The following is a 24151-nucleotide window of genomic DNA, read 5'->3' as shown; positions in this document are numbered from 1 at the left end:
GCGTCTCCTTCAGAAGTCGAAGGGAGCGGTGCTCACGCGCCGCCCCAGAGAAAAGGCATCGAAGACATGGACCATCGGCGAGAGGTCCACGTCAGAGCGGCCAGAGCGGACAAGCTCGGCCATGCGGGCATAGAGACTAGGGTATTCGCCGGTCAGGTCGAACTCTGCCGGCTCCTCGCCGCTTCCAAGGACGAGGCGATTGCCCCCCTCGCGCAGCGCCAGAAGGCCCTCGCCCGTCTCGACCTCGATGTCCCAGGTCTGCGTCCCCTCCTGCCGCCAGTCGAAGACGGCAGAAACATTGCCGGTGAACTGCAGCTCGGCGGCAATGGGCGTATCGCGGTTCTCCGGCACCTCGAGCGTGGCGGAGGTCAGGTGCACCGGGCGCGGCAGGATCTCGGTCAGGATCGACAGCGCGTTGATGCCGGGATCAAAGACGCCCATGCCGCCCGGCTCGAAGACCCAGTCCTGCCCGGGATGCCAGTGCCGCACGTCCTCTTTCCAGATGATCCGCGCGGCGCGGATTTCCTGCCCCTCGAGCCGGGCCTTGGCGGCGGCGACAGCGCGCGCCATGCGGCTGTGCCAGGTGGCGAAAAGCGTGACGCCCATCTCCTGCGCCAGCGCGGTCAGCGCATGCACCTCGGCCAGCGTCTGGCCTGGCGGCTTTTCAAGCATCACGTGACGTTTGGCCCGCAAGCACTTCTCGGCATAGGGAAAACGCGGCTGCGGCGGCATGCAGAGCGAGACGACATCGATGTCGGGCCGCGCCTCGAGGAAGGCGTCGATGTCGTGATGCGCCTCGACCCCCTCGACGCTGCCGGAGCGCGAGATTGTCGCCGCCAGCTCCCAGTCCGGGGACCCCGCAATGGCGGGCACGTGCTGATCCGTCGCGATCTTGCCGATGCCGGCGAGGGCGATCTTCATCAGTGGCTCTCCCGCGCGACGGCATTGCCGCGGCAGCCCACGAGGAAGTCGAAATCGGCGCCGGTATCGGGGCCCATGACCCGCTCGTGGTACAGCTGGGCATAGCCGCCCGTCGGCTGCTCAACCTGCGGGGTCCAGTCGGCCAGGCGCTGGGCCAGCTCCTCCTCAGAGATATCGAGGTGCAGGCGCCGGTTCGGCACGTCGAGCTCGATCATGTCGCCGTTGCGCACGACCGCCAGCGGCCCGCCCCGCGCCGCCTCGGGCGCCGTATGCAGCACGACGGTGCCATAGGCGGTGCCGGACATGCGCGCGTCCGAGATGCGGATCATGTCCGTCACGCCCTTGCGCAGCACCTTGGGCGGCAGGCCCATGTTGCCGACCTCGGCCATGCCGGGATAGCCGCGCGGGCCGCAGTTCTTCAGCACCATGACGCAGGTCTCGTCGATATCGAGATCCTCGTCCTCGATCCGCGCCTTGTAGTCGTCGATGTTCTCGAAGACGACGGCGCGGCCCTTGTGAACGAGCAGCGCGGGCGTCGCGGCAGAGGGCTTCAGCACGGCGCCGTCGGGCGCGAGGTTGCCGCGCAGCACCGCCACGCCGCCAGAGGCCGCAAGCGCCTTTTCGACCGGAAGAATGACATCCTCGTTCCAGTTCTTCGCGTCCTTGACCTCGTCCCAGATGCCGCCGCCGCTGACGGTTATCGCGTCCTTGTGCAGCATCCCGGCCTCGCCCAGACGCTTGATGACGACGGGCAGGCCGCCGGCATAGAAGAACTCTTCCATTAGGTACTTGCCCGAGGGCATGAGGTTGACGACCGTCGGCACGTCGCGGCCGCAGCGGTCCCAATCCTCGAGCGTGAGGTCGATCCCGACGCGCCCAGCGATGGCCAGCAGGTGGATCACCGCATTGGTCGATCCGCCGATCGCACCGTTCGTCCGGATCGCGTTCTCGAAGGCATCTTTCGTCATGATGTCAGAGGGTTTCAGGTCGTCCTTCACCATCTGCACGATGCGCCGACCCGACAGCCAGGCCATGACGCGGCGGCGCGAATCCACCGCCGGGATCGCGGCATTGCCCGAGAGGGCCATCCCCAGCGCCTCGGCCATGGAGGCCATGGTGCTGGCGGTGCCCATGGTGTTGCAGGAGCCGGCGGAGCGGGACATGGAGCTTTCGGCCTCGACGAACTCCTCGGCGGTCATCTCGCCGGCCTTCACGGCCTCGGAGAATTTCCACAGGTGCGTGCCCGACCCGACGCGCTCGCCCCGGAAATAGCCGTTCAGCATCGGCCCGCCCGAGACAACGATGGCCGGCAGATCGACCGAGGCCGCGCCCATCAGCAGCGCCGGGGTGGTCTTGTCGCAGCCCGCGAGCAGCACCACGCCGTCCATGCATTTCCCGCGGATCGCCTCTTCGACGTCCATTGCGGCGAGGTTGCGGAACATCATCGCCGTGGGCCGCAGGGTCGATTCCGACGGGCTGAACACCGGGAACTCCACCGGGAAGCCGCCGGCTTCGTAGATGCCGAACTTCACCTTCTCGGCGAGGTCGCGCAGATGCGCGTTGCAGGGCGTCGTCTCGGACCATGTGTTGCAGATGCCGATGATCGGCCGCCCGTCCAGCTCGTCCGCCGGGAAGCCTTGGTTGCGCATCCAGCTGCGGTGGTAGATCGCGTCCTTCGAGGTGCCCTCGAACCATTCCTGAGAGCGCAGGCGGCGGGGCCATTCGGCGGGTTTGAAGGCCATGGCTTAGGCTCCCTTACAAGGTGCGAACGGTGGCGAGACCTTCGTCTTCGGCCACGGCGAGCGGATTGGTGAGCGGCAGGCCGAAGGGCGCCGCCTCGATCTCGAAGACATCGCCCTCTTGGGCGCGGATGCCGTCCGCGAAGCTCAGCGTCGCGGTGCCGAACATATGCACGTGCAGATCGCCCGGCTGGCGGAAGATGTCGTACTTGAAGTGGTGGTGTTCGAGGTTGGCGATGCTGTGCGACATGTTCGCCTCGCCCGAGAGGAAGGGCTTTTCCCACAGCACCTGATCGCCACGGCGGATGCGGCTGGTGCCCTGCACGTCCTGCGGCGGCGGGCCGAGCAGGATCTCGGGGCCGAAGCTGGCGCAGCGCAGCTTGGAATGGGCGAGCCAGAGGTAGTTCACCTTCTCGGTGACGTGGTCCGAGAACTCGTTCGCCAGCGCCCAGCCGATCCGGCAGGGCGTGCCGTCGGGCGCGATGACGTAGAAGCCCGCAAGCTCCGGCTCCTCTCCGCCGTCCTCGGCGAAGGCCGGGCTGGTCAGCGGCTGTCCGGGCGCCACGGCGGCGGCGCCGGTGCCCTTGTAGAACCATTCGGGCTGCACGCCGGCGCCCGAGGCGGGCTTGCCGCCCTCCAGCCCCATGCGGAACATCTTCATCGAATCCGTCATCTTGTCCGGATCGCCGCTGTGCATCGCGTCGCGGGTCGAGGCGCTGCCAAGGTGCGTCAGCCCCGTCCCTGTCAGGTGCATATGCGCGAGATCGGGGTGCGACACGGGCAGCATCATCCGCCCCTGCGCCGCCGCCTCTTCGAGGTTCACGGCCTCGCCGAAGCCCGCCTCGGTCACCACCTCGGCCAGCGGCCGGCCCTCGCCCGCCGCCGTCATCGCCAGCGCGTAGACGCTTTGCGCGCCTCTCACGATGGCGGCCTCGGCCCCCTCGCGCGCCACGACGGCGACGCCATCCGGCGTCCTGATCTGCGACAGCAGCATGATCGTCCTCCCCGCTTCTCCGCCCTCCCGGCGGGCGCCGCGGCGCCGACGCGCCCCGTGCCGCGCGACCCTGCCAAGGCTGGCCATGCCGGTCAATTGATATTACAGCCATATGGCATATCAGGATGGGGATACCACTATGACCGATCTGCTCCTCCGCCGCGGGCTGAAGCTGGCGCATCTGCGTCTTCTCGCGGCGCTCGGCGAGACCGGGCAGATCGGCCTCGCAGCGGCGCGTCTCGGGCTGACGCAGCCCGCCGCCTCGCGGCTGCTGGCCGAGGCAGAGCGGATCGCCGGCCATCCGCTGCGCCGGCGCGAAGGGCGCGGAATCGCCCTGACCGAGGAGGGCGCCGCCCTCGCCCGCCGGGCCGCGCGCGTGCTGATCGAGATCGCCGATGCCGGGCGCGAGATGGACGAGATCGCGGGCGGCGCCGGCGGTGCGGTGCGCATCGGCTCGGTCACCGGGCCGGCGATGGACCGGGTGCTGCCGATGCTGCGCAGCGCCCGGCTGAGCCTGCCGGATCTCTCGATCGAGGTGGAGGTCGGCACCTCGGACCTGCTGGGCGACATGCTGGCGGCAGGGCGCCTCGACCTCGCGGTGGCGCGGCTGCCCGCCGGGCACGACCCGGCGCTCTTCGACATGGAGCTTCTGGGGCCCGAGCCGGTGGCCCTGCTGGTGCGCGCCGGCCATGCGCTGCTCTTGGGGCCGCAGCCGACGCCCGAGGCGCTGATGCGCTACGACTGGATCCTGCCCGGCGAGGGGGCGATCCTGCGCGAGACCGTGCTGACCCGGCTGGCGGAGCTGGGGCTGTCGCGCCCGCCGGGGCGGATCGCCACTTCGTCCTTCCTGCTGACGCTGGCGTTGATCGGGCGCAGCAATGCCATCGCGCCGCTTGCCGCATCGGTCGCCGCGCGCTTCGCTGGTGAGGGTTCGCCCTACCGCGTGGTGCCGCTGGATCTGGGCATCCAGGTCGCGCCCTTCGGCATCATCACCCGCGCCTCGGGGCGGCTGACACCGGCGGCGCAGCGGCTGCGCGCGCTTCTGCGCCGCCCGCCGGAGGAGGCGTGAGGCCGGCTTGCCTTTTGCCGCGCCCGCCGCGACAACGGGGCCGAGCACCGACAGGAAGGGGGGGCCTGTGACCGACGCAAACCGCATTCCCGACTGGATCGCCGTGGACTGGGGCACCAGCCGCCTGCGCGCCTGGGCCATGTCCGCCTCGGGCGAGGTGCTGGACACGGCCAGCAGCGACGACGGCATGGGGCGCCTGACCTCTGACGCCTTCGAGCCGGCGCTGCGCGCGCTGACCGGCAGCTGGCTTCCCGCGGGCGGCCTCGCCTCGGTTCCGGTCATCGCCTGCGGCATGGTCGGCGCGCGGCAGGGCTGGGTCGAAGCCGCCTACGGCCGCGTGCCCTGCCCGCCCCTCGGCCCCGATCTGACCCGCGCGCCCGGCACGATGGACGTACGCATCATCGCCGGGCTGTCGCAGGCCAGCCCGCCCGACGTCATGCGCGGCGAGGAGACGCAGATCGCCGGGCTGATCGCCCTGCGCCCCGGCTGGGACGGCGTCGTCTGCTTGCCCGGCACCCATTCCAAATGGGCCGAGATCAGCGCCGGTGAGGTCGTCAGCTTCCGCAGCTTCATGACCGGAGAGCTTTATGCCGCGCTGGCCGAGCATTCGGTGCTGCGCCATTCGCTGACCGCGGAGGAGACCGAGGTCGCCGCCTTCGACGCGGCGGTCTCCGAGACTCTGTCCCGCCCCGAGCGGCTGGCCGGCGGCCTCTTCGGCATCCGCGCCGCGGGCCTTCTGGACGGTCTGGAGCCGCGCGCCGCGCGCGGGCGCCTTTCTGGCCTGCTGATCGGCGCGGAACTCGCGGCGGCCAAGCCCTACTGGCTGGGCCGCGAGGTGGCGCTGATCGGCGCCGGCCCCCTCGCCGCGCTCTATGCCCGCGCGCTGACCGCGCAGGGCGTCCCGGCCGAGGCCTTCGATGCCACCGATACCACACTGGCCGGATTGACGGCCGCCTGGAAGGACCAGCAATGACACGCACCCTGATCGCGATCCTGCGCGGCATCCGCCCCGAAGAGGCCGTGCAGACCGCCGAGGCGCTGGTCGAGGCCGGCATCACCGTGATCGAGGTGCCGCTGAACTCGCCCGACCCCTTCAAGAGCATCGCCGTCATGGTCGAGGCGATGGGCAGCCGCGCCGTGATCGGCGCCGGCACCGTGCTGCGCCGCGAGCAGGTGGCCGAGCTGGCGCTGGTCGGTGGCAAGATCGCCGTCAGCCCGAACTGCAACGCGGAGGTGATCCGCGCCAGCCGCGACCTCGGGCTGCAAAGCTGGCCCGGCGTGATGACGCCGACCGAGGCCTTCGCCGCGCTGGACGCCGGGGCCACGGGCCTGAAGATCTTCCCCGCCGAGCTAGTTGGGCCCGCCGGCCTCAAGGCGATGCGCGCGGTGCTGCCGCGCGAAGTGCCGGTCTATGCCGTGGGCGGCGCCGGGCCGGACAGCTTCGCCGAGTGGCGCGCGGCGGGGGCCGATGGCTTCGGCCTTGGCAGCGCGCTCTACAAGCCGGGGCAGACGGTGCAGGACACCGCGACGAAGGCCGCCGAGATCGTCGCGGCCTACGACGCCGCCTTCGCAAGCTGACATCATCGGGCTGCGGAGGAGCAGCCCGCCCATGGGAGGGACCACATCATGACCGACGCCGCCGTCTACGACGACACGCTCTGCCTGCTGGGCGAAGGCCCGCTTTACCATCCGCAGCGGCAGGAGCTGTTCTGGTTCGACATCATGGCCCGCCGCCTGCACAGCAAGGGGCGGCACTGGGGCTTTGACCGCACCGTCTCGGCTGCCGGCTGGGTCGACGAGGGCACACTGCTGGTCGCCTCGGACGTGGCGCTGATGCGCTTCGATCTGGAAACCGGCAAGACCGAGGACCTCTGCCCGCTGGAGGCCGACCAGCCCGTCACGCGCTGCAACGACGGGCGCGCCGACCCATTCGGCGGCTTCTGGATCGGCACCATGGGGCGCGGCGCCGAACACGGCGCGGGCGCGATCTACCGCTTCTACAAGGGCGAGCTGCGCCAGCTTTACCCCGGCATCACCATTCCCAATGCCATCTGCTTCTCGCCCGATGGCGGCACCGCCTATTTCGCCGATACGCCGACCAAGAAGATCATGCGCCAGCGCCTGTCGGACAAGGACGGCTGGCCCGAGGGCGAGCCCGAGGTGCATGTCGATCTGAACGCCGCCGGCCATGCGCCCGACGGCGCCGTCACGGATCAGGACGGGCGGCTGTGGAGCGCGCAATGGGGCAGCGGCCGCGTCGCCGCCTACGACACCGAGGGGCAGGAGATCGCCGCCGTCGCGATCCCGGCCGAGCAGGTGACCTGCCCCGCCTTCGCGGGCGCCGGATCCTCGACCCTCTACTGCACCAGCGCCGCCGTGGGCCTCGCGGAGAGCGCCTTTTCCGAGAAACCGCTGAGCGGGCAGACCTTCGTCGTGGAGGTCGAGGCCAAGGGCCAAGCCGAGCATCAAGTGATCCTCTGAAGGAGCCTGCCATGAGCACCCCCTTTGCCACCGACAGCCGGGGCGAGAGCGTCGAGGCTGTCACCCTGACCGGCCACGGGCTGACCGCGACCCTGCTGACCCGCGGCTCCGTCCTGCAAAGCCTGCGCCTCGAGGGCGTCGGGCACGACCTGACGCTCGGCTCGGATAACATCGCCGATTACGAGGGTGCGATGGGCTATTTCGGCGCCATCGTCGGCCCCGTCGCCAACCGCCTGTCGGGCGCCAGGGTCGAGATCGCCGGGACCGAGTACCGCTTCGAGGCCAATCATATCAACTCGCTGCTGCACGGCGGGCGGCAGGGCACCTGGTCGCGCAACTGGCAGGTCGCCGAAGAGGCGGATGATGCCGCGACGCTGGTGCTGGACCTGCCGGACGGGATCGACGGCTTTCCCGGCAACCGCCGCATCACGGCGCGCTGGTCGCTGCAGGCGGATGCGACGCTCCGGCTGGAGCTTGAGGCGGTGTCCGATGCCGAGACGCTCTTCAACCTCGCCAATCACAGCTACTGGTGCCTTGATGGCAGCCACAGCGTGACCGACCATCGGCTGACGGTCCATGCCGACAGCTACACGCCCACCGACGACGAGGTGCTTCCGACGGGCGAGATCGCGCCGGTCGAGGGCGGCGATTACGACTTTCGCGCGGGCAAGCGCGTCGTGCCGGGCGCGCCGCCGCTCGATCACAACTTCTGCACCGCCAGCGCCGAGGTGGAGCTGCGCGAGGTCGCGATGCTCGAGGCAGGCGGCGTGACCCTGCGCATGGCCAGCACCGCGCCGGGGCTGCAGGTCTTCGACGGGCGCAATACCGACGCGGCGGGTCTGCCGACCTATGCCGGCCTCGCGATCGAGGCGCAGCTCTGGCCCGATGCGCCCTCGCATCCCGAGTTCCCCTCGATCGCCCTGCGCCCGGGCGAGACCTTCCGCCAGGTGACGGAGTGGCGGTTCGCCAAGGGCTAGGCCACCACTCCGCCGCGCGCCGGGATCAGTCCGGCAGGCGCAGAACCATCTCGATCTCGATCTGCAAATCGGGCGTCGCCAGCGCGGCGACGCCGATGCCCGTCAGGCTGGGCTGCGCGCCCTGCAAAAGCTCCGCGAGGCAGGGCATGACCATGTCCTGCGTCTCGGGGCGCAGGTCGGTCATGTAGCAGCGCAGCATGGCGATGTCCTTCGGCGCCGCCCCCACCGCCTCGAGCGCCGCGCGCAGGTTCGAGACGACCTGCCGCGTCTGCGCCTCGAGGCCCTCGGGCGGCCTCTCGCCGCCGCTCCCCCAGGCGACCTGCCCCGAGACGAAGGCAAGCCGGCCCGGCTCCACCGTGGTGATCTGCGAATAGCCGACCGCCCCGGCATCCGGCAGCGTGGGCGGGTTGAGGCCCCGGACGGGGTCAGTGGCTGGTGTGATGGTCATCGATAGGGTCCTCGGGATCGTCGATGCGGGGTTAAACCGCCTGCGATATCGAGATAGGGATGCGATTGGCGAATATGCGTCGCCACTGGGTCGACAAGACGGAGGAGCTTCGTGCAGGGCGCGAACCTCGGCGATATCCTGATCTTCCTGTCGGTGGTCGAGGCTGGCGGCTTCGCCGCAGGCAGCCGCGCGCAGGGGCTGTCGCGCTCGGCCGCGGGCAAGGCCGTCGCCCGGCTGGAAGAGCGGCTTGGCGCGAGGCTGCTCAGCCGCACGACGCGGCGTCTTGGCCTGACGGAGGAAGGCGCGCGCTTCCACGCCCATGCGCTGCAGGTCCGCGCCTCCGTCCGCCAGGCCGAGGCCAGCGTCAGCGAGGGCGCCGGCACGCCGCGCGGCACGCTGCGGCTGACGGTGCCGGATGCCTATGGGCGGATCGTGCTGATGCCGCTGGTGCAGCGTTTCCTGCGCGACTGGCCCGAGCTTCGGGCCGAGGTCGAGTTCTCGGACCGCACGACCGACATCGTCGAGGCGGGCCATGACCTTGCCGTGCGGATCGGCGGCGAGAGGCTGCCGGATGCCGGGCTGACCGCCCGCGTGGTAGCCCGCCATGGCACGAGGCTTTGTGCCGCGCCGGGCTACCTTGCCGCCCGGCCCGGGCCACGAGACGCAACCGATCTGGCCGATCACGCCTGCCTGCCCTTCAGCGGAAGCGCCGGGCGGCAAGCCTGGCGGCTGCGCGCAACGGGCGCGGAGGCGTGGCAGACCGTCCCGGCGCGCGGGCGGCTAAGCCTTGGCAGCGGCGAGGCGCTGCGCGATGCCGCCCTCTCGGGCCTCGGCATCGCGCTGCTGCCCGGCTTCCTCGCCGACCCCGAGATCGAGGCCGGCCGGCTGCAGCCCGTCCTGGCCGATCACACGACCGAGGCGATCGCGGTCACCGCCCTCTACCCCGAGCGGCGCCTGCTCGAGCCGCGGGTGCGCCGCTTCATCGACCTCATGGTGGCGGCGCTGCCGCGCTAGCCCTTGACCCCGGACGAGATCATGACCGCCTCGGTCACCCGCCGCTGAAAGATCAGATAGGCCAGGGCCACCGGCATCGCGCCCAGAAGCGCCACCGACATGAGCCGGGCATAGAACACGCCGAAGGCGTCGTTGACCTGCGTGATACCGACCGGAATCGTCATCTGGTTCTCGGTGGTGATGATCAGGAACGGCCAGAGGAAGCTGTTCCAGGCGCCGATGAAGGTGATGATCGCCAGGGCGGTCGTGATGCCCCAGTTCAGCGGCATGTAGACACGCCACAGCAGCGTGTAGTCCCCGCCGCCGTCCAGAAGCACGGCTTCGCGCATCTCTTGCGGGATGGCGTCGAAAAACTGCTTGTAGACGATGATGACAACGGGAACGATCAGCTGCGGCAGGATGATCCCACCCCACTTGTTCACGAGGTCCATGTCGTTCATCAACATGAACTGCGACACCACCAGCGCCTGCGCCGGGATCATGAAGCAGGCCAGCACCACGCCGTACAGCAGCCGCCGCCCCGGAAAGCGCATCTGGCTGAGGGCATAGGCACACATCATGCCGGTGGCGATGACCGCCGCGGTGATGATCAGCGAGGTTCCGATCGAATTCCAGTACCACAGGGGAAGCTTGGTGCCGGTCAGCACCTCGACGTAGTTGGACAGGTTGAACTCGTCCGGCACCACGCCCGCCCCTGCACTGACCGCCCGCTCTTCCGACCGGATCGACGTGACGAAGGCCCAGTAGATCGGGAAGAACCAGATCGCGCAGGCGACGAGCGTGAAGACCGAGATCAGCCCGTTCTCAATCCGGCGGGAGCGGGACTTGACCGCGCCCTGAGAGGGAACGGCGGAAGCTGTGGCAAGGCTCATCGACGGCCTCCTAGGCGCAGAAGCTGGAATTGCAGGACCGAGACGACGACGATCAGCAGGAACAGCACCAGCGCCACCGCCGAGGCATAGCCGCCGTGGTTCAGCTGGAAGGCTTCGCGGTAGACGAGCATCAACAGCACGTAGGACGAGTTGAACGGTCCGCCCTGAGACAGGAGATAGACCTGGTCGAAGATCTTCAGCTGAAGGATCAGCTGCAGGGTCAGGACCAGCGCCGTCACCGGCCAGAGCAGCGGCCAGGTCACCTTGAAGAACTGCTGACGCTTCGTCGCGCCGTCGAGGGCCGAGGCCTCATAAAGCTCGGTCGGGATGTTGCGCAGGCCGGCGATGAACAGCAGCACATTGAACCCATTGGTCCACCAGACCGTCACCAGCGCGATCATCGGCATGACCCAATAAGGATTCTGGAATACCTTCACCCGCTTACCGACGACCATCTCGAGCAGCGGCTGGACGACGCCGAATTGCTGGTCGAGCATCCAGCTCCAGATCATCGTCACGACGGACACGGGCAGGATGTAGGGCAGAAAGAAGATCGCCAGCACGAAGGCCTGCATCCGCCCCTTCAGGCGGTTGACCATCAGCGCAATCCCCAGCGCCAGCAGCGTCGTCGGGATAACCGTCAGCAAAAGGAAATAGCCGTTGTTCTTCAGAGCGGTAAAGAACAACCGATCCGAGAGCAGGCGCTTGTAGTTGTCCAGCCCGACCCATTCCCCCTCGCCCACGAGCGGGGCGTTGGTGAAGCTCAGGCGAACGACCTCGATGGTCGGCCAGAGAAAGACGAGGCTGAAGATGGCAACGAACGGAAAGATCAACACGTAGGCGTTGACCATTTCCCTGCGACGGTTGCGGATGACGGCCACGGCGGGCGCTCCTTCGATCGGGCCGGGCGCGGGGACCACCGCGCCCGGCGGTCGTTTACTGCATCATGCCGGAGAGGTCGGACTGCATCTGCGCCACGGCATCTTCGGGCGAGAGGTAGCCGGCGATGGCCGGAACCATGATGTTCAGCGCCTGATCGTAGACCGGAGAGGCGACGCCGGCGATCGGGTCGCGCGGATCGAAGACGGCGGTATCGGCCAACGAGGCATAGGTCGCGTTGGGCTCCATCTGCTGGTACTCGTCGCTCTCCGTGATCGGGCGGTAGGCCGGGATGTGACCTGCGCTGGCCCACTGGATCGCATGCTCTTCCATCCAGCCGATGACGGTCATCACCGCCTCGCGCTTCTCGGGCGACATCTCTTCATCGCCCTGGACCGGGATCGCGAAGGCGTGGCTGTCGGCCCAGGTCGCCTCGGTGCCCATCAGGGTCGGAACCTGCACGGCGCCCCATTCGTAGCCCAGCGTGCCGGCCTCGGCCATGTCGACCTGCGTCGGCACTTCCCACACACCATTGATCTGGAACGCCGACTGTCCCGAGCTGAACAGCGCGACGGAGGCTTCGTATTCGGCCTGCTCGGGAGTCCAGCCTTCTTCGGCCCAATGGCGCATGGTCTGCAGCGCGGTCACGGCCTTGTCGGCATTGTCGCCGGGCAGAACTTCGCCGTCGACGATGAACTCTCCGCCCTGTTGCGCCAGCAGCGTGTAGAAGATGCGCCAAACGCCGCCTTCACCGCCGGTCTGGTAGCTCAGCGGCGGGTTGGCGCCGTTCGCGGCCGCGGCCTGCAGCGCCGCCTCGAAGGACTCGAGGCTGTCGATGCCGGTCAGCTCGCCGTTCTCGTCGAGGTAATCGGTCCCCTCGAGGTAGCTCTTGTTGTAGTAGAGCACGATCGAATGGATATCGAAGGGCACGGCGTAAAGCTGACCGTCCGGCCCCTTGGCCGCCTCGAGCGCCGAAGGGAAGAAGTCCTCTTCGGAGAGGCCGGCGACCTGCATGTCCTCATCGGTGATCGGGCTGAGCACGCCCTCCTCCAGCGCCAGCGGCAGCCGGCTGAGGTGGTAGGTCATGACGTCGGGGCCCTGCCCCACGGCGGCAGAAGTGCGCACCTTGGTGTAGAAGGGCACGCCCCATTCAAGCGTCGTCCCGTCGATCTGGATCTCCGGGTGCTCTTCGTTGAACTGCTCGATCAGCGACTTCATGCGAACGCCGTCGCCGCCGGCGAGAAAGTCCCACCAGACCACGGTTTCCTGAGCCGCTGCGGGCATGGCCATCAGCGCGGCAAGGCTTGCCGCCATGGTCGTCCTGAGATTGATCATCCTGTCTCCTCCCTTGCGTTTCAATGTCACCTCAGCCGCTCCCCTTCAGGGGAGAAGACGAGGATATCGTCGGGTCTGGCGGTCAGCGCGACCTCCTCGCCCTCCAGCCGGTCGCGGATCGAGCGACGCTCGATCACGACCTGTCGGCCATCGGCCATCTTCGCGTGCAGGTACGACACGCCGCCAAGCGCCTCGGCCATCTCGACGCGGACCCTCGGGCCGGTCTCTGCCAGGTCCAGGTGCTCGGGGCGCACGCCCAGCACAACGGCGTCGCCCTGCGACAAGGCGGCGGGCCGCGCAGCCTCCATCCGGGCGCCATCGCTGCCATCGATGGCGACGGTCATCCGGCCGTCCTGCACCGCCTCGACCCGTCCGGGCAGGAAGTTCATCGCCGGACTGCCGATGAAGCCGCCGACGAAGCGGTTCGTCGGATCGTCGTACAGGTCGAGCGGCGCGCCGGATTGCTGCACATAGCCGCCCTTCAGCACGAAGATGTCGTCGGCCAGCGTCATCGCCTCGACCTGGTCGTGGGTGACGTAGATCATCGTCGCGCCGATCTGCCGGTGCAGCCGGGCCAGCTCCAACCGCATCTGCACGCGCAGCTCGGCATCGAGGTTGGACAACGGCTCGTCGAAGAGGAAGACCTTGGGCTGGCGAACGATGGCGCGGCCGATGGCCACGCGCTGACGCTGCCCGCCCGACAGCTCCTTTGGCCTTTTCTTGAGCTGGTCGGTCAGCTGCAGGATTTCTGCCGCTTCCTCGACCTTTGCCTTCGTCTCCTCCTTGCTGGCCTTCGCGAGGCGCAGCGAGAAGGCCATGTTTTCGAAGACCGACAGGTGCGGATAAAGCGCGTAGTTCTGGAAGACCATCGCGACCTCGCGGTTCGACGGCTCCTCGCGCGTGACGTCCCTGCCCTCGATCTCGATCCGCCCGCCCGAGGTCTCCTCGAGCCCGGCGATCATCCGCAGCAGTGTGGATTTCCCGCAGCCCGAGGGGCCGACGAAGACGGCGAAGGAGCCTTGGGCGATCTCCATCGAGACGTCGTGGATCACCTCCACCTCGCCGAACTTCTTCGAGACCGATGTCAGGGTGACGCCGCTCATCGCCTCAGACCTTCAGCCGGACGACGTGGTAGGACAGCGGCGCGAGCTTGCCCTTCAGCCGGCCGTCCTCGACACCGACGCCCTCGCCCTTCTGCATCGCCACCCGGTCGGGGGCATCGGGCATGTTGGTCGCCTGCAGATCGTGGCCCTGCATGACCTGATGCATCGCGAGGGTCGCGCCGTCGAAGCCGGTCAGCCGCATGTCGAGCTCGGCCTCCTCGGTCAGGTGGCGGTTCACGATGAAGACCGTGACCATCCCCTCGCCGTCGTTATGCACCGCCGAGATGTCCATGTAGCGGACGTCCTGGCTGACCTCGCAGTTGTAGGTCGGCCCGTCGACGGCGACGTTCAGCGCGATGCCGCGGCCATACAGCGAGGCCATCTGGTAGGGCCAGTAGATCGTCGTGCGCCAGGCGGCACCGCCGGCCAGCGTCCGGATCGGCGCGATCACGTTCACCAGCTGGGCGATGGCGGCGATGCGCACCCGGTCGCTGCGGCGGATGAATTCGTTCAGCAGGCCGGCGACGAAGAGCGCATCCTCGAAGTTGTAGTCCTCTTCGAGAAGATGCGGCGCCTCGGGCCAGTCCCAGCTCTTCCAGTTCTTCTCGTCCTGGCCGCGGATGTGATACCAGACGTTCCACTCGTCGAAGCAGATGCCGACCTTCTTCTTCGACCGCTTCTTGGCCTGCACGAAGTCGATGACCCCGGCGATCGCCTGGATGTAGCGGCCCGTCTCCTCGATCTTGCCGAAGAAGTTCAGCGTGTCGTTGCTGGAGTTGCCGAAGTACTTGTGCAGGCTGATGTAATCGACGGTGTCGTAGCACTCTTCCAGCACGCCCCGCTCCCAGTCGGGATAGGTCGGCATGGCGTCGTTGGAGCTGCCGCAGACGATCAGCTCGGCATTGGGGTTGAGGCCACGCACCGCCTTGCCGGTCTCGTCGGCGAGGCGGCCGTATTCTTTGGCCTCCTTGTGGCCGACCTGCCAGGGGCCGTCCATCTCGTTCCCCAGGCACCACATGTTCACGTCCCAGGGCGTCTCCTGCCCGTGGCTGCGGCGCAGGTCCGACCATGTCGTGCCGCCCGGATGGGTGACGTATTCGACGTATTCGCGGGCTTCCTTGATCCCGGCGGTGCCGAGGTTCATCGCCAGCATCATGTCGATGCCGGCCTTCTCCGCCCAGATGCCGAATTCGTTGATGCCGACCTGGTTCGTCTCCTTGCTGCGCCAGGCCAGGTCCAGACGGACGGGCCGATCCTCCTTCAGACCGATGCCGTCCTTCCAGTCGTAGGCCGAGACGAAGTTGCCGCCCGGGTAGCGGATCGCCGGGATCTTCAGGTCCTTGACGTATTGCAGCACGTCGCCGCGAAAGCCGTGCTCGTCGGCGCTGGGGTGCCCGGGTTCGTAGATGCCCTCGTAGATGGCCCGGCCCATATGCTCGATGAAGGCCGAGTAGAGCCTGTCGTCGATGCGGGCGACGGTGAATTCGCGGTGCAGGTCGGCGCTGACTTTCATGCGCTGTAGTTCCTTCGCTGCAGATGGACGCTATGCGCCGGCACGGGCGCGCATGCCCCGAAAGGGCAGGCCCGCGCCGCGCGAGCGCCGGCACGGCGGCCGGTCATCTGACGGTGTCCTCCTCGGTGCGGCCCGGGGGCCGCCGGACGCTCCTATCGCCCGTTAATACCTGCCTAACCGTCGCGAGCCATGCGCGTCAAATGCTAGTAAAGCGATTTATTATATCAAAGGTGTTATACCTCGGCCATCTGTCCGCTCCTGACCAACCGCATCAGAGACGTGACTCGCAACATGATCGCCCCTAGGTTGTCCCCGCAGCCCCCTGAAGGCGTGCCAAGTTCCGTTATCGAGGGCCGCCCATGCCGCCGATCCCGCCCCTGCTGTACCAGATCATCGAGGGCACGCTCGGCTTCGCCTCGGTGCTGGATGCCGACGGCATGATCGAGCACATCTGCCAGAGCGGCCTTGATGCCGTCGGCCTGACACTCGAGGAGGTGAAGGGCACGCCCTTCGCCACGGGTCCATGGTTCAGCTACGACCCCGCCCTGCAGCACCGGATGGAGGCTGCCGTGGCGCTGGCCACGCAGGGCATCTCCAGCCGCCATGACGAGATCACGCGCACCGCCGGGGACGGCCGCGCCCGGGCGATCTTCCAGCTCATTCCGCTGCGGGCGCCGGACGGGACGGTCACGCGGCTTCTGTCGACCGGCCACGAGTTTCCATCGCCGGACATGGCGCACCAGCCCACGGCGGCCGAACTGCGCGAGATGCGGCACCGGAACAAGAACCTCGTCTCCTCGATCCGCTCCATGGCGAAGATGACCCAGCGCACCGCCCCGCCGCTCGAGGCGATGGATGCCTTCATCGCGCGGCTCGACGCGCTGACCGCTGCCCATGGCACGCTGAGTGCCGGGCTGCAGGACACCGCCTTGTTCGAGGATATCGCCGGCCGCATCCTGCGCCCGCACGGCGCCTCGCGCGAGGCGGTGTCAATCCGGGGCCCCTCCCTGCCACTCCAGCCCGAACCGGCGCGGCAGCTGGCGCTCTGCCTGCACGAGCTGGCGACCAACGCGGTCAAATACGGTGCGCTTTCGACGCCGCAGGGCCGCGTGGACCTCGAGCTGAGCCATCCTGACAAGACCGGCGCCGTGGTCCTGACCTGGGCCGAACGCGACGGCCCCCCGATCCGCGAGCCGACCCATTCCGGCTATGGCAGCCTGTTCGTGCGCGCCTCGATGCTGAAACTCTTCGGCAGCCGCTGCGAAATCCGCTACTGGCCTGCCGGGTTCCGCCTGCGCGCGCAGGGACCGGGCGGCGGTCTCTTTGCCCAGACGGCGCCGGGCGCAATTGAAACATTGCGGGATGGGTCTGCTTGACGCAAAAAGCGCGCGAGCCTGCAACCGAGGATGCCGCAATGACCCAGACCCGCGTTGAAACCGACAGCTTCGGCCCGCTCGACGTGCCGGCGGACAAGTACTGGGGCGCGCAGACACAGCGCAGCCTGCAAAACTTTCCCATCGGCTGGGAGACGCAGCCCCTCGCCCTCGTCCGGGCGCTCGGCGTGATCAAGCAGGCCTGCGCCCTGGCCAACAAGGACCGCGGCGCGCTCGACGCCGGCAAGGCCGATGCCATCGCCGCCGCCGCCGCCGAGGTGGCAGAAGGCAAGCTCGACGATCACTTCCCGCTGGTGGTCTGGCAGACCGGCTCCGGCACGCAATCGAACATGAACGCCAACGAGGTCATCTCGAACCGCGCGATCGAGATGCTGGGCGGCACGATGGGGTCGAAGGACCCGGTCCATCCCAACGACGACGTCAACAAGGGCCAGTCCTCGAACGACACCTTCCCCACGGCGATGCATATCGCGGTCGCCACGACGGCGCGCGACGTGCTGATCCCGGGGCTCGAGCATCTTCATGCAGCACTCGAGGAAAAGGCCGCAAGCTTCGAGGATATCATCAAGATTGGCCGCACCCACATGATGGATGCGACGCCCCTGACGCTGGGGCAGGAATTCTCGGGCTACGTCCATGCACTGGGCCAAGGCCTGCGCCGGGTGAAGGCCGCGCTGCCGGCGATCTACCAGCTGGCGCAGGGCGGCACCGCCGTCGGCACCGGGCTGAACACCCCCAAGGGCTGGGGCGAGACCGTGGCGCAGAAGATGGCCGAGATCACCGGCCTGCCCTTCGTCACCGCCCCCAACAAGTTCGAGGCGCTCGCCACGCACGACGCCATGGTCGAGATGTCGGGCGCGCTGCGCTCGGTCGCCGTCACGCTTTACAAGATCGCGCATGACATCCGCGTCATGGGCTCCGGCCCCCGCACCGGGCTGGGAGAACTGCTGCTGCCCGAGAACGAGCCCGGCTCCTCGATCATGCCGGGCAAGGTGAACCCGACGCAGGTCGAGGCGCTGACGCAGGTCTGCGCCCATGTCATGGGCAACGACGCCGCCGTCGGCTTTGCTGGCAGCCAGGGGCATTTCGAGCTGAACGTGATGAAGCCGATGATGGCCTACAACGTGCTGCAATCCATGCAACTTCTGGGCGATGCCGCGCGCGCCTTCACCGACAACTGCATCGCCGGGCTGCGCGCCGACCGCGACCGGATCGAGAGCCTGATGCAGCAAAGCCTGATGCTGGTCACCGCCCTCGCCCCGACCATCGGCTACGACAACGCGACGACGGTGGCCAAGACCGCGCACAAGAACCGCACCACCCTGCGCGAGGAGGCAATCAACCTCGGCTTCGTGGATGCCGAGACCTTCGACCGCGTGGTCCGGCCCGAAGACATGATCGGCCCGAAGTGAGCAGCGCGCCGGTCAATCTGAACCGGCTGCGCAAGCAGAAGGCGCGGGCCGAGAAGCGGGCCCGCGCCGACGAGAATGCAGCCCGCTTCGGCCGCACCAAGGCCGAGACGGCGCTGCAGACGGCCCGCGAAGAGGCCGAGGCGCGCCGGATCGAGGCGCATCGGCGCGAGCGGGGGCCGCAGGGCGATGACGATCGCGGCTGAGGGGCGGCCGGTCAAACGCTCCCTGACGCTGCAGGGGCACCGGACCTCGGTCTCGCTGGAAGAGGCCTTCTGGCAGGGCTTCCGCGCCAGCGCCGCCGCGCGGGGCCTGCCGCTGAACCGCCTCGCCGCCGAGATCGACGCCGCTCGCGGCGAGATCGGCCTCGCCTCAGCGATCCGCGTCTACGTGCTGCGCGAGGCGCAGCGGGCCACGGCGCAGCCCGACGGCTAGTCCCGCGGCCCCCGGCCCTGCCCTTCCTGCATCTCGCGCTCCAGCCGGTCGGCGATCTCGGCGCGCTCCTCGGGAGACAAGGCCTCCAGCGCGGCGACGGCGGCCTCCTGCGCGGCGGTCTGCACCGCCGTCACGCGCTGGCGCATCGCCCCCAGCTGGCGCGACAGTGCCTCCGGCACGAAGGGCTCGGCGCGCAGGGCCTCCAGCAGGGTCTCCTCGAAGGCGCGCCGTTCGCCGCGGCCCGGCGGGCGCAGGGCAGGATCGGCGCGCATGGTCTCGCGGATGTCGCGCATCACCTCGGGCCCCAGCGCCCGCACCACGGGGCCAAGCGCGAAGTCGACGTTGCGCGGCGGGCCGTGACGCGCCGGGCCGAAGAGCACGGCGCCCAGCACCAGCCCGGCAACGGCGAGGTTCAGCGCCAGCGAGGCGATCAGCAGCCAGCGAAAGCGGCGCGGCGGGGTCGGGGGCTGGGCCATGCTCAGTCCTCCAGCCCGTAGAGGTCCGCGTCCGACAGCAGGCTGTAGGACACCGTCTGCCCCATCACGTCCGAGGCGAAGGCGGTCAGGGCAGCGGGCGGCGCGCCGCCGATCATCACGCCGGCCGCCGCGGCGGCGGCAAGACCGCCGGCCACGGGCCAGCCGCCCAGCAGCGCCCGCAGCCAACCCGCGCCCTGCCCTGAGGGCGCCGCCGCACCGGGCCGTGGCTGCATCGCCCTGCCCTGCGCCGCGATGCGCGCCATCAGCGCCTCGCCCGGCGCCTCGGCCCGCTGGCTGACCTCGCCCAGCAGCGCGTCAAGCGCATCCTCGGCCCGTGCATCCCCGGCCGCCCCGCCCGGCGGGGTCTCGATCCTGTCACTCATCCTCGTACCCCAGTTCCGCCCGGCGCTTCGACAGCAGGCGCGCGAGCGCCCGCTTGCCGCGGGCGGTCAAACTTTCCACCGCCTCGACCCCGATGTCCATGATCCCGGCGATCTCCGGGTTGCCCAACCCCTCGAGGTGGCGCAGCGCAACGGCGCGGGCCTGCCGTTCGGGCAGGCTGGCCAGCGCCTCGCTGAGGGCGCGGTTTCGCGCCGCGCCCTGCAGGCGCTCGGCGGCGCCGGGCGCGGGATCGGGTGGCTCGGCCGCGGCCTCGAGCGGCGCGGTCCGGCGCCGCCGGCGCAGCCTGTCGATGCAGAGGTTCGCGGTCACGCGGTAGAGCCAGGTGGTCACCTGCGCCTCGCCCTCGCGCCAGTCGGGCGCCACCTGCCAGAGCTTCAGCATGGCGTCCTGCGCCACGTCCTCGGCCTCGGCCCGGTCGGCCAGCATTCGCATGGCCTGAGCATAGACGCGCGGCACCAGCCGCTCCGTCAGCAGCTGGGCCGCAGCCTCCTGCCCGGCGGCATAGGCCACCAGCAGGTCGCCATCGGACAATCCGGTCAGGGCCAGCCTCGCATCCTCTCGCGCTTCAGGGGGTGGTACGGCCTGCATCTGCAGCCGTCCAGCGCCCCGGACGGCGGTGCCCCGGCGCAGCCGCGCCGGGGCTGGCCCCAGGCTCATCGCGCCGGAGGACATGCTCATTCGTCCTGCGGCGCATCGGCCCCGGGCCGCGCCTCTTCGGCAGCCGGGCCGCCGCGCGGGCCGTGGCGCCCTTCGCCACCGGGTCCGCCGCGATGCCCCCAAGGGCCGCCGCGCCCCCAGCCCCGGGGCCCGCGCGGAGGCTCAAGCTCCTCGGCCGAGAGGCTGCCGTCATCGTCGCGGTCCAGCCGGTCGAGCAGCGCCTCGGACGAGGGGGCGCGCGCCTCGATCTCGGCCAGTTGCAGAAGGCCGTCGTCATCCGCGTCCATGTGGCCGATCAGGCGCTGCATCTGCCGCAGCAGCGCCTCCTGGCGCATCCGCTCCGCCTCGGCGGCCATCTCCTCGGCCGAGAGGGCGCCGTCGCCATTGGTGTCCGCCGCGGCAAAGCGCGTCGCCATGGCCTGATCGATCTCGGCGGCGGTGACGGCGCCGTCGCCATCCGCGTCGAGGCGCTCCATGTCCATCATCGGCCCCATCATCGGGGGCATGCCGCGGCCCATATGGGGGCCGCGGTCCCGGCCCTGCGCGGTGGCGGCGCCGGCGGTCAGCGCGGCGAGGGCGGCGGTGGCGAGTAGGATGCGCGTCATCGGGTAACCTCTGGATTGGGCGGGGCGCTTCAGGCCCCTGATGCCCTCTCCAACGGCGCGCGGCCTGCATTCCGTCGCCGCTTTCTGCAGGCCCGCCCCCGCGGCGTCAGACCTCCGGCTCGGGCCGCATGGCGACGCGGCCGGACCCCTCGGGGCGCGGCAGGCGCTGATGCGCCGCGGCCAGCGCCGAGAGCCGCGCTGCCAGATCCGCGGCCGGCACCGTGGGGCGCCTCTCGCGCCGGTCGGCATGGACCAGCAGCACCTCCGCCGAGGCGACCAGCCGCTTGTCGAGCCAGAGCTTGTGGAACAGCTGCAGGTGACGCCCCTGAAAGCTCAGCACCTGCGTCTCGACCGTGACGGCGTCGCCGGCGCGCGCAACGCCAAGGTGGCGCAGATGCGTTTCGGCCATGAGGAAGGTCTCGCCGCGGTCGCTGGGGCCGCCGCCGCCCTGATGATCGCCCTCGGCCTCGTCGCAACCGACCATGCGCAGCAGCCGCCATGTCGCGCCGTCCATCAGCTCGGCCACGCGCCATTCTGCGACGCAGCCATCCTGCCCGACCCAGTCGACGGGGATCGTGCGGCTGGCGGTGGGCAACGGGCTGGTCAGGGCCAGCGCCTCGAGATCGGGGGTGTCGTCGTAGCGGCGATCCATGCCGCGCAGCAGCCGGCCGGCGCCCCAATCCGCCCCCTTGAGCCCGCGCAAGAGCGAGGAGAGGGCGGCATCGCGCACCTCCTGCGGGGCATCGCGGCCATCCGGCAGACCGCCGGCCCGCGCCTCGAGCCGGTCGATGACATCGTGCAGCGGCTGCGCCCGCCTCGGCGCCCGCGGCATGCCCGAGAGCGGGTCGCTCTCGGTCTGCACCGGCTCCTCGACCTCGACGCGCAGGTCCTCGCCGGCGATCGGGCCGGTGCCGAAAAGGCCCGTCTGCGTCCAGAGAAGCGCCGCGCCGTGCCGCAGCGCGTCATCGACCGTCTCGGCATCCGCCGCGCCATCGGCGACAAGCTGCGCCGCCTCCTGCCAGAGCGCGGCCGAGAGGCGGCCCATCAGGTGTTCCTCGCGCCCCATGCGCAGCGGGTAGCAGCCCAGCGACAGCAGGGTGCTGCGGGCCTGTTCCACGACTTCGTCGCGGGAGGCGGCGCTGGCGACCAGCTCGACCAGCGGCACGAGGTAGACGGGCGCCAGCGGCCGCGCGATCACCATCCGCCCCCGCCGCGGCAGATCGCCCTGCAGCTGCGCCAGATCGATTCCCGCCGAGGAGGAGGCGATGATTGCCTCCGGCTCCGCGTGATCATCCAGCTCGGCCAGCACGGACTGCTTGAGGTCCAGCCGCTCGGGCACGCTTTCCTGGATCCAGCTGGCGCCTCTGACCGCATCGGCAATCCCGGCATGCCAGCTGACCGTCCCTTCGACCGGCGGCGCGACATCCAGAAGGCCCGGCAGGCTGCGCCGGGCGCGGGCCAGCACCGCCTCGAAATGCGGGGCGGCGCGCATGTCGGGATCGTGCATCCGCACGTCCCAGCCCATCAGCGCGAAGCGGGCCGCCCAGCCCGCGCCGGTGCGCCCGGCGCCGAGGATAGCGGCGATGCGCTGCCCCTGGGCCGGAGCGCTCATGCCGAGGGTCCCGCCCGCAGGGCGGTAAGGTCGTAGCCGTTGAAATCCAGAAGCTCCCGCGCCGCCCGGCTGCGGTCGGGGCTGGCGGCGCCGGGCCGGTTCAGCACCGCGCCCAGCAGGCCGTCCGGCGCGCCCAGCACCATGGTGCGGAAGCCGTCGTCGGCCCAGAGCAGCCACCAGTCGCGGCCCGCACCGCTCCAGCGGCTGGGGCCCGCCGCCTCGAGCCGGATCAGCCGCGCCGCCCCGTCGGCGCCGGTGATCCTGAGAAGCCCGTCCCCTTCTGCAGTCAGCTGGAAGGTGGCGCTGTCACCCGGCGCCAGCGGGCCGCCCGGATAGGCGGCCTCCACCTGCCAGAGCCCGTTCAGATCGCTCGGCCGACCGCGCGTGGTCGAGGCGATGGGCGCCTGCGCGTCGCGGAACCCCTGCGGCGCCTCCGGTGCCGGGGCGCAAGCGGCAAGGGCCAGAAGGCCGAGGCCGAGGATGGCGGGGAAACGGCAGGGGATCATCGGCGCACTCCGGTCTCTGAAGATGGCGGTCAACGCCGTCAGTAGGGGAAAGGATGCGCCTTGTTGATCGCATCGATGCCGGTCAGCACCGCCTCGCTCAGCACGAGGTCGGCGCCGGCCAGCTGCTGCTGAAGCTGCGCGGCGGTGGTGGCGCCCAGGATCGGGATCACCGGGAAGGGCCGCTGGCGCTGCCAGGCAAGGGACATCTGCACCAGGTCGAGGCCATGCTCCTGCGCCAGATCGGCATAGGCCTGCACCGCCGTCAGCGCCTGCTCGGTCAGCCGCCCGCCCAGATCGCCGTTGATCGCGGCGCGGCTGCCCTCGGGCTTGGCGCCGTTCTGGTACTTGCCGGTCAGAAGCCCCGCCGCGAGCGGCGAGTAGGAGAAGAGCGGCACATCCTCGTTCACGCTCATCTCGGCGAGATCGGTGTCCCAGTGCCGGTAGAGCAGGTTGTATTCGTTCTGCACCGCCGCGACGCGGGGCCCGCCGGTGACCTCGGACCGCTCGATCCATTTCGTCGTGCCCCAGCAGCTCTCGTTCGACAGGCCGAAGGCGCCGATCTTGCCTTCGGTCGTGAGGTCGGAGAGCGCGCCCAGCACATCGTCCATATGCGCCCGCGTGGTGGCGGGATCCTGCGCGGAGGGGTCGTAGGACCACATCTGCCGGAACGCGAAGGAGCCGCGCTCGGGCCAGTGCAGCTGGTAAACGTCGATGCGCTCGACGTTCAAGCGGCGCAGCTGTGCCTCAATCGTCTCGCGGATCGTGGCGCCGTCATAGCCCTTGCCGCCCCGGACGAAGCCGCCGTTGGGGCCGCTGATCTTGGTGGCGATCTTCACGTCTCCGCTGCGCGGGCTGGCGCGCATCCAGTTGCCGACGATCTCTTCGGTGCGGCCGACGGTCTCGGCCTTGACCGGGTTCACCGGATACATCTCGGCGGCGTCGAGGAAATCGATGCCGGCCTCGACCGCCATGTCGATCTGGCGATGCGCCTCGGCCTCGTCCGTCTGGTTGCCGAAGGTCATGGTCCCAAGGCACCAGGCCGAAACCTCGATGCCCGACCGGCCCAGTGTTGTACGTTCCATGGATTGCCCTTCCGCTCGTCTGGTGCGCTCGCGCGCGAATTCTGCCGCGCGACACTGACCGCGCCCGCAGAAGAGAGCAAGCAGATCGCGTTCGGCACCAGAATCGCCCACGGCGGCACACCACCACCGGCAGGCGAGTGGCCGTACGCGACCAAAGCGCGCACGCTACAATTTGAGGCGGAATTGGGACATGTTTTCTCGGAACCTCGGGGAGCAGCGGGCAACCTT

Annotated in this window: 26 protein-coding genes; 10 read left to right on the top strand and 16 right to left on the bottom strand. The window is 69.6% G+C overall.

Annotation, left to right across the window (positions count from 1 at the left end; genetic code table 11):
* Window positions 1-9 precede the first annotated feature (9 nt).
* The 3 genes from DFP88_RS02860 to araD1 are packed head-to-tail and all read right to left on the bottom strand — an operon-like array spanning window position 10 to window position 3654.
* On the bottom strand, window positions 10-921 hold the full coding sequence (locus tag DFP88_RS02860; RefSeq protein ID WP_110812916.1) for a Gfo/Idh/MocA family protein: 912 nt from the start codon (window positions 919-921) through the stop codon (window positions 10-12).
* Window positions 921-2663 (bottom strand): L-arabinonate dehydratase, encoded by a 1743-nt coding sequence (araD, locus tag DFP88_RS02855; protein WP_110812915.1) that lies wholly within the window; start codon window positions 2661-2663, stop codon window positions 921-923. Before araD ends, DFP88_RS02860 begins: the two co-directional genes overlap by 1 nt.
* 13 nt (window positions 2664-2676) lie before the next feature.
* Entirely contained in the window at window positions 2677-3654 is a 978-nt protein-coding gene (gene araD1 / locus DFP88_RS02850) for an AraD1 family protein (RefSeq protein WP_110812914.1), read from the bottom strand.
* A 139-nt stretch (window positions 3655-3793) separates the two neighbouring features.
* Here araD1 and DFP88_RS02845 point away from each other — a divergent pair, with 139 nt between their 5' ends.
* The 5 genes from DFP88_RS02845 to DFP88_RS02825 all read left to right on the top strand — a co-directional run bounded on the left by DFP88_RS02845 (window position 3794) and on the right by DFP88_RS02825 (window position 8181).
* The gene (locus DFP88_RS02845; protein WP_181418541.1) at window positions 3794-4723 is read left to right on the top strand and encodes a LysR family transcriptional regulator; all 930 of its coding nucleotides are present in this window, start codon (window positions 3794-3796) and stop codon (window positions 4721-4723) included.
* A gap of 67 nt (window positions 4724-4790) precedes the next feature.
* Window positions 4791-5696 (top strand): 2-dehydro-3-deoxygalactonokinase, encoded by a 906-nt coding sequence (locus tag DFP88_RS02840; RefSeq protein ID WP_110812912.1) that lies wholly within the window; start codon window positions 4791-4793, stop codon window positions 5694-5696.
* Entirely contained in the window at window positions 5693-6301 is a 609-nt protein-coding gene (locus tag DFP88_RS02835; RefSeq protein WP_110812911.1) for a 2-dehydro-3-deoxy-6-phosphogalactonate aldolase, read from the top strand. The genes DFP88_RS02840 and DFP88_RS02835 overlap by 4 nt, the downstream gene beginning before the upstream one ends.
* 48 nt (window positions 6302-6349) lie before the next feature.
* A complete protein-coding gene (locus tag DFP88_RS02830; protein ID WP_110812910.1) occupies window positions 6350-7204 on the top strand; it encodes an SMP-30/gluconolactonase/LRE family protein in 855 nt (284 codons plus the stop codon).
* 11 nt (window positions 7205-7215) lie between these two features.
* Window positions 7216-8181 carry an aldose epimerase family protein gene (locus tag DFP88_RS02825; protein WP_110812909.1) on the top strand — a complete coding sequence of 322 codons (966 nt, stop codon included), beginning with the start codon at window positions 7216-7218 and terminating at the stop codon, window positions 8179-8181.
* A 25-nt stretch (window positions 8182-8206) separates the two neighbouring features.
* Here DFP88_RS02825 and DFP88_RS02820 read toward each other — a convergent pair whose 3' ends face one another.
* Complete coding sequence (locus tag DFP88_RS02820; protein ID WP_110812908.1) at window positions 8207-8629, bottom strand: RidA family protein; 423 nt, start codon at window positions 8627-8629, stop codon at window positions 8207-8209.
* Window positions 8630-8740: 111 nt separating this feature from the next.
* Between DFP88_RS02820 and DFP88_RS02815 the strand changes: the two genes are divergently transcribed.
* Window positions 8741-9643: a LysR family transcriptional regulator gene (locus tag DFP88_RS02815; RefSeq protein WP_110812907.1), complete on the top strand. Its 903-nt coding sequence runs from the start codon at window positions 8741-8743 to the stop codon at window positions 9641-9643.
* On the opposite strand, the gene DFP88_RS02810 is transcribed toward DFP88_RS02815, so the two are convergent.
* From DFP88_RS02810 to arfA, 5 genes are read right to left on the bottom strand one after another with little or no spacing between them, the layout of a single operon-like run.
* Window positions 9640-10515, bottom strand: a complete 876-nt coding sequence (locus DFP88_RS02810; protein WP_110812906.1) for a carbohydrate ABC transporter permease — start codon at window positions 10513-10515, stop codon at window positions 9640-9642. The two genes, DFP88_RS02815 and DFP88_RS02810, sit on opposite strands and share 4 nt — an antisense overlap.
* Entirely contained in the window at window positions 10512-11396 is an 885-nt protein-coding gene (locus DFP88_RS02805; RefSeq protein ID WP_220032275.1) for a carbohydrate ABC transporter permease, read from the bottom strand. Before DFP88_RS02805 ends, DFP88_RS02810 begins: the two co-directional genes overlap by 4 nt.
* A 55-nt stretch (window positions 11397-11451) precedes the next feature.
* Entirely contained in the window at window positions 11452-12729 is a 1278-nt protein-coding gene (locus DFP88_RS02800) for an extracellular solute-binding protein (RefSeq protein ID WP_110812905.1), read from the bottom strand.
* A gap of 26 nt (window positions 12730-12755) precedes the next feature.
* On the bottom strand, window positions 12756-13832 hold the full coding sequence (locus DFP88_RS02795) for an ABC transporter ATP-binding protein (protein ID WP_110812904.1): 1077 nt from the start codon (window positions 13830-13832) through the stop codon (window positions 12756-12758).
* Window positions 13833-13836: 4 nt separating this feature from the next.
* Window positions 13837-15345: an arabinosylfuranosidase ArfA gene (gene arfA / locus DFP88_RS02790; RefSeq protein ID WP_110812903.1), complete on the bottom strand. Its 1509-nt coding sequence runs from the start codon at window positions 15343-15345 to the stop codon at window positions 13837-13839.
* Between the two features lie 359 nt (window positions 15346-15704).
* Between arfA and DFP88_RS02785 the strand changes: the two genes are divergently transcribed.
* From DFP88_RS02785 to DFP88_RS02770, 4 genes are read left to right on the top strand one after another with little or no spacing between them, the layout of a single operon-like run.
* Complete coding sequence (locus DFP88_RS02785; RefSeq protein ID WP_110812902.1) at window positions 15705-16721, top strand: sensor histidine kinase; 1017 nt, start codon at window positions 15705-15707, stop codon at window positions 16719-16721.
* A 38-nt stretch (window positions 16722-16759) separates the two neighbouring features.
* Window positions 16760-18151 (top strand): class II fumarate hydratase, encoded by a 1392-nt coding sequence (fumC, locus tag DFP88_RS02780; RefSeq protein ID WP_110812901.1) that lies wholly within the window; start codon window positions 16760-16762, stop codon window positions 18149-18151.
* Window positions 18148-18354, top strand: a complete 207-nt coding sequence (locus tag DFP88_RS02775) for a DUF4169 family protein (protein ID WP_110812900.1) — start codon at window positions 18148-18150, stop codon at window positions 18352-18354. The genes fumC and DFP88_RS02775 overlap by 4 nt, the downstream gene beginning before the upstream one ends.
* Complete coding sequence (locus DFP88_RS02770) at window positions 18338-18583, top strand: ribbon-helix-helix domain-containing protein (protein WP_110812899.1); 246 nt, start codon at window positions 18338-18340, stop codon at window positions 18581-18583. Before DFP88_RS02775 ends, DFP88_RS02770 begins: the two co-directional genes overlap by 17 nt.
* Here the strand turns inward: DFP88_RS02770 and DFP88_RS02765 are convergent.
* The 7 genes from DFP88_RS02765 to DFP88_RS02735 form a co-directional block, all read right to left on the bottom strand.
* Window positions 18580-19059 carry a periplasmic heavy metal sensor gene (locus DFP88_RS02765; RefSeq protein ID WP_110812898.1) on the bottom strand — a complete coding sequence of 160 codons (480 nt, stop codon included), beginning with the start codon at window positions 19057-19059 and terminating at the stop codon, window positions 18580-18582. The two genes, DFP88_RS02770 and DFP88_RS02765, sit on opposite strands and share 4 nt — an antisense overlap.
* Window positions 19060-19061: 2 nt before the next feature.
* Complete coding sequence (locus tag DFP88_RS02760; RefSeq protein ID WP_110812897.1) at window positions 19062-19442, bottom strand: dihydroorotate dehydrogenase; 381 nt, start codon at window positions 19440-19442, stop codon at window positions 19062-19064.
* Window positions 19435-20049: an RNA polymerase sigma factor gene (locus DFP88_RS02755; protein ID WP_110813298.1), complete on the bottom strand. Its 615-nt coding sequence runs from the start codon at window positions 20047-20049 to the stop codon at window positions 19435-19437. The genes DFP88_RS02760 and DFP88_RS02755 overlap by 8 nt, the downstream gene beginning before the upstream one ends.
* 86 nt (window positions 20050-20135) lie before the next feature.
* On the bottom strand, window positions 20136-20723 hold the full coding sequence (locus DFP88_RS16975; protein WP_245904648.1) for an EF-hand domain-containing protein: 588 nt from the start codon (window positions 20721-20723) through the stop codon (window positions 20136-20138).
* 106 nt (window positions 20724-20829) lie between these two features.
* Window positions 20830-22335 (bottom strand): 3-hydroxyacyl-CoA dehydrogenase NAD-binding domain-containing protein, encoded by a 1506-nt coding sequence (locus DFP88_RS02745; RefSeq protein WP_110812895.1) that lies wholly within the window; start codon window positions 22333-22335, stop codon window positions 20830-20832.
* Complete coding sequence (locus DFP88_RS02740) at window positions 22332-22841, bottom strand: lipocalin/fatty-acid binding family protein (RefSeq protein ID WP_110812894.1); 510 nt, start codon at window positions 22839-22841, stop codon at window positions 22332-22334. The genes DFP88_RS02745 and DFP88_RS02740 overlap by 4 nt, the downstream gene beginning before the upstream one ends.
* Window positions 22842-22879: 38 nt before the next feature.
* Window positions 22880-23923: an aldo/keto reductase gene (locus tag DFP88_RS02735; RefSeq protein ID WP_110812893.1), complete on the bottom strand. Its 1044-nt coding sequence runs from the start codon at window positions 23921-23923 to the stop codon at window positions 22880-22882.
* Between the last annotated feature and the right edge of the window lie 228 nt (window positions 23924-24151).

The sequence above is a fragment of the Pseudoroseicyclus aestuarii genome, assembly GCF_003217255.1.
Classification (GTDB): domain Bacteria; phylum Pseudomonadota; class Alphaproteobacteria; order Rhodobacterales; family Rhodobacteraceae; genus Pseudoroseicyclus; species Pseudoroseicyclus aestuarii.
The sequence above is the reverse complement of the archived record's forward strand: the minus strand, read 5'-3'. Positions and strand labels throughout refer to the sequence as shown.

Bases quoted from the DNA above. Each gene is read 5' to 3' on its own strand.
- DFP88_RS02740 (WP_110812894.1), bottom strand. From the start codon at position 22,841: ATGATCCCCTGCCGTTTCCCCGCCATCCTCGGCCTCGGCCTTCTGGCC.
- DFP88_RS02845 (WP_181418541.1), top strand. From the start codon at position 3,794: ATGACCGATCTGCTCCTCCGCCGCGGGCTGAAGCTGGCGCATCTGCGT.
- DFP88_RS02835 (WP_110812911.1), top strand. From the start codon at position 5,693: ATGACACGCACCCTGATCGCGATCCTGCGCGGCATCCGCCCCGAAGAG.
- DFP88_RS02810 (WP_110812906.1), bottom strand. From the start codon at position 10,515: ATGAGCCTTGCCACAGCTTCCGCCGTTCCCTCTCAGGGCGCGGTCAAG.
- DFP88_RS02820 (WP_110812908.1), bottom strand. From the start codon at position 8,629: ATGACCATCACACCAGCCACTGACCCCGTCCGGGGCCTCAACCCGCCC.
- DFP88_RS02765 (WP_110812898.1), bottom strand. From the start codon at position 19,059: ATGGCCCAGCCCCCGACCCCGCCGCGCCGCTTTCGCTGGCTGCTGATC.
- fumC (WP_110812901.1), top strand. From the start codon at position 16,760: ATGACCCAGACCCGCGTTGAAACCGACAGCTTCGGCCCGCTCGACGTG.
- DFP88_RS02755 (WP_110813298.1), bottom strand. From the start codon at position 20,049: ATGCAGGCCGTACCACCCCCTGAAGCGCGAGAGGATGCGAGGCTGGCC.
- DFP88_RS02825 (WP_110812909.1), top strand. From the start codon at position 7,216: ATGAGCACCCCCTTTGCCACCGACAGCCGGGGCGAGAGCGTCGAGGCT.
- DFP88_RS02745 (WP_110812895.1), bottom strand. From the start codon at position 22,335: ATGAGCGCTCCGGCCCAGGGGCAGCGCATCGCCGCTATCCTCGGCGCC.
- DFP88_RS02860 (WP_110812916.1), bottom strand. From the start codon at position 921: ATGAAGATCGCCCTCGCCGGCATCGGCAAGATCGCGACGGATCAGCAC.
- araD1 (WP_110812914.1), bottom strand. From the start codon at position 3,654: ATGCTGCTGTCGCAGATCAGGACGCCGGATGGCGTCGCCGTCGTGGCG.
- araD (WP_110812915.1), bottom strand. From the start codon at position 2,663: ATGGCCTTCAAACCCGCCGAATGGCCCCGCCGCCTGCGCTCTCAGGAA.
- DFP88_RS02760 (WP_110812897.1), bottom strand. From the start codon at position 19,442: ATGAGTGACAGGATCGAGACCCCGCCGGGCGGGGCGGCCGGGGATGCA.
- DFP88_RS02830 (WP_110812910.1), top strand. From the start codon at position 6,350: ATGACCGACGCCGCCGTCTACGACGACACGCTCTGCCTGCTGGGCGAA.
- DFP88_RS16975 (WP_245904648.1), bottom strand. From the start codon at position 20,723: ATGACGCGCATCCTACTCGCCACCGCCGCCCTCGCCGCGCTGACCGCC.
- DFP88_RS02795 (WP_110812904.1), bottom strand. From the start codon at position 13,832: ATGAGCGGCGTCACCCTGACATCGGTCTCGAAGAAGTTCGGCGAGGTG.
- DFP88_RS02770 (WP_110812899.1), top strand. From the start codon at position 18,338: ATGACGATCGCGGCTGAGGGGCGGCCGGTCAAACGCTCCCTGACGCTG.
- DFP88_RS02785 (WP_110812902.1), top strand. From the start codon at position 15,705: ATGCCGCCGATCCCGCCCCTGCTGTACCAGATCATCGAGGGCACGCTC.
- DFP88_RS02735 (WP_110812893.1), bottom strand. From the start codon at position 23,923: ATGGAACGTACAACACTGGGCCGGTCGGGCATCGAGGTTTCGGCCTGG.
- DFP88_RS02800 (WP_110812905.1), bottom strand. From the start codon at position 12,729: ATGATCAATCTCAGGACGACCATGGCGGCAAGCCTTGCCGCGCTGATG.
- arfA (WP_110812903.1), bottom strand. From the start codon at position 15,345: ATGAAAGTCAGCGCCGACCTGCACCGCGAATTCACCGTCGCCCGCATC.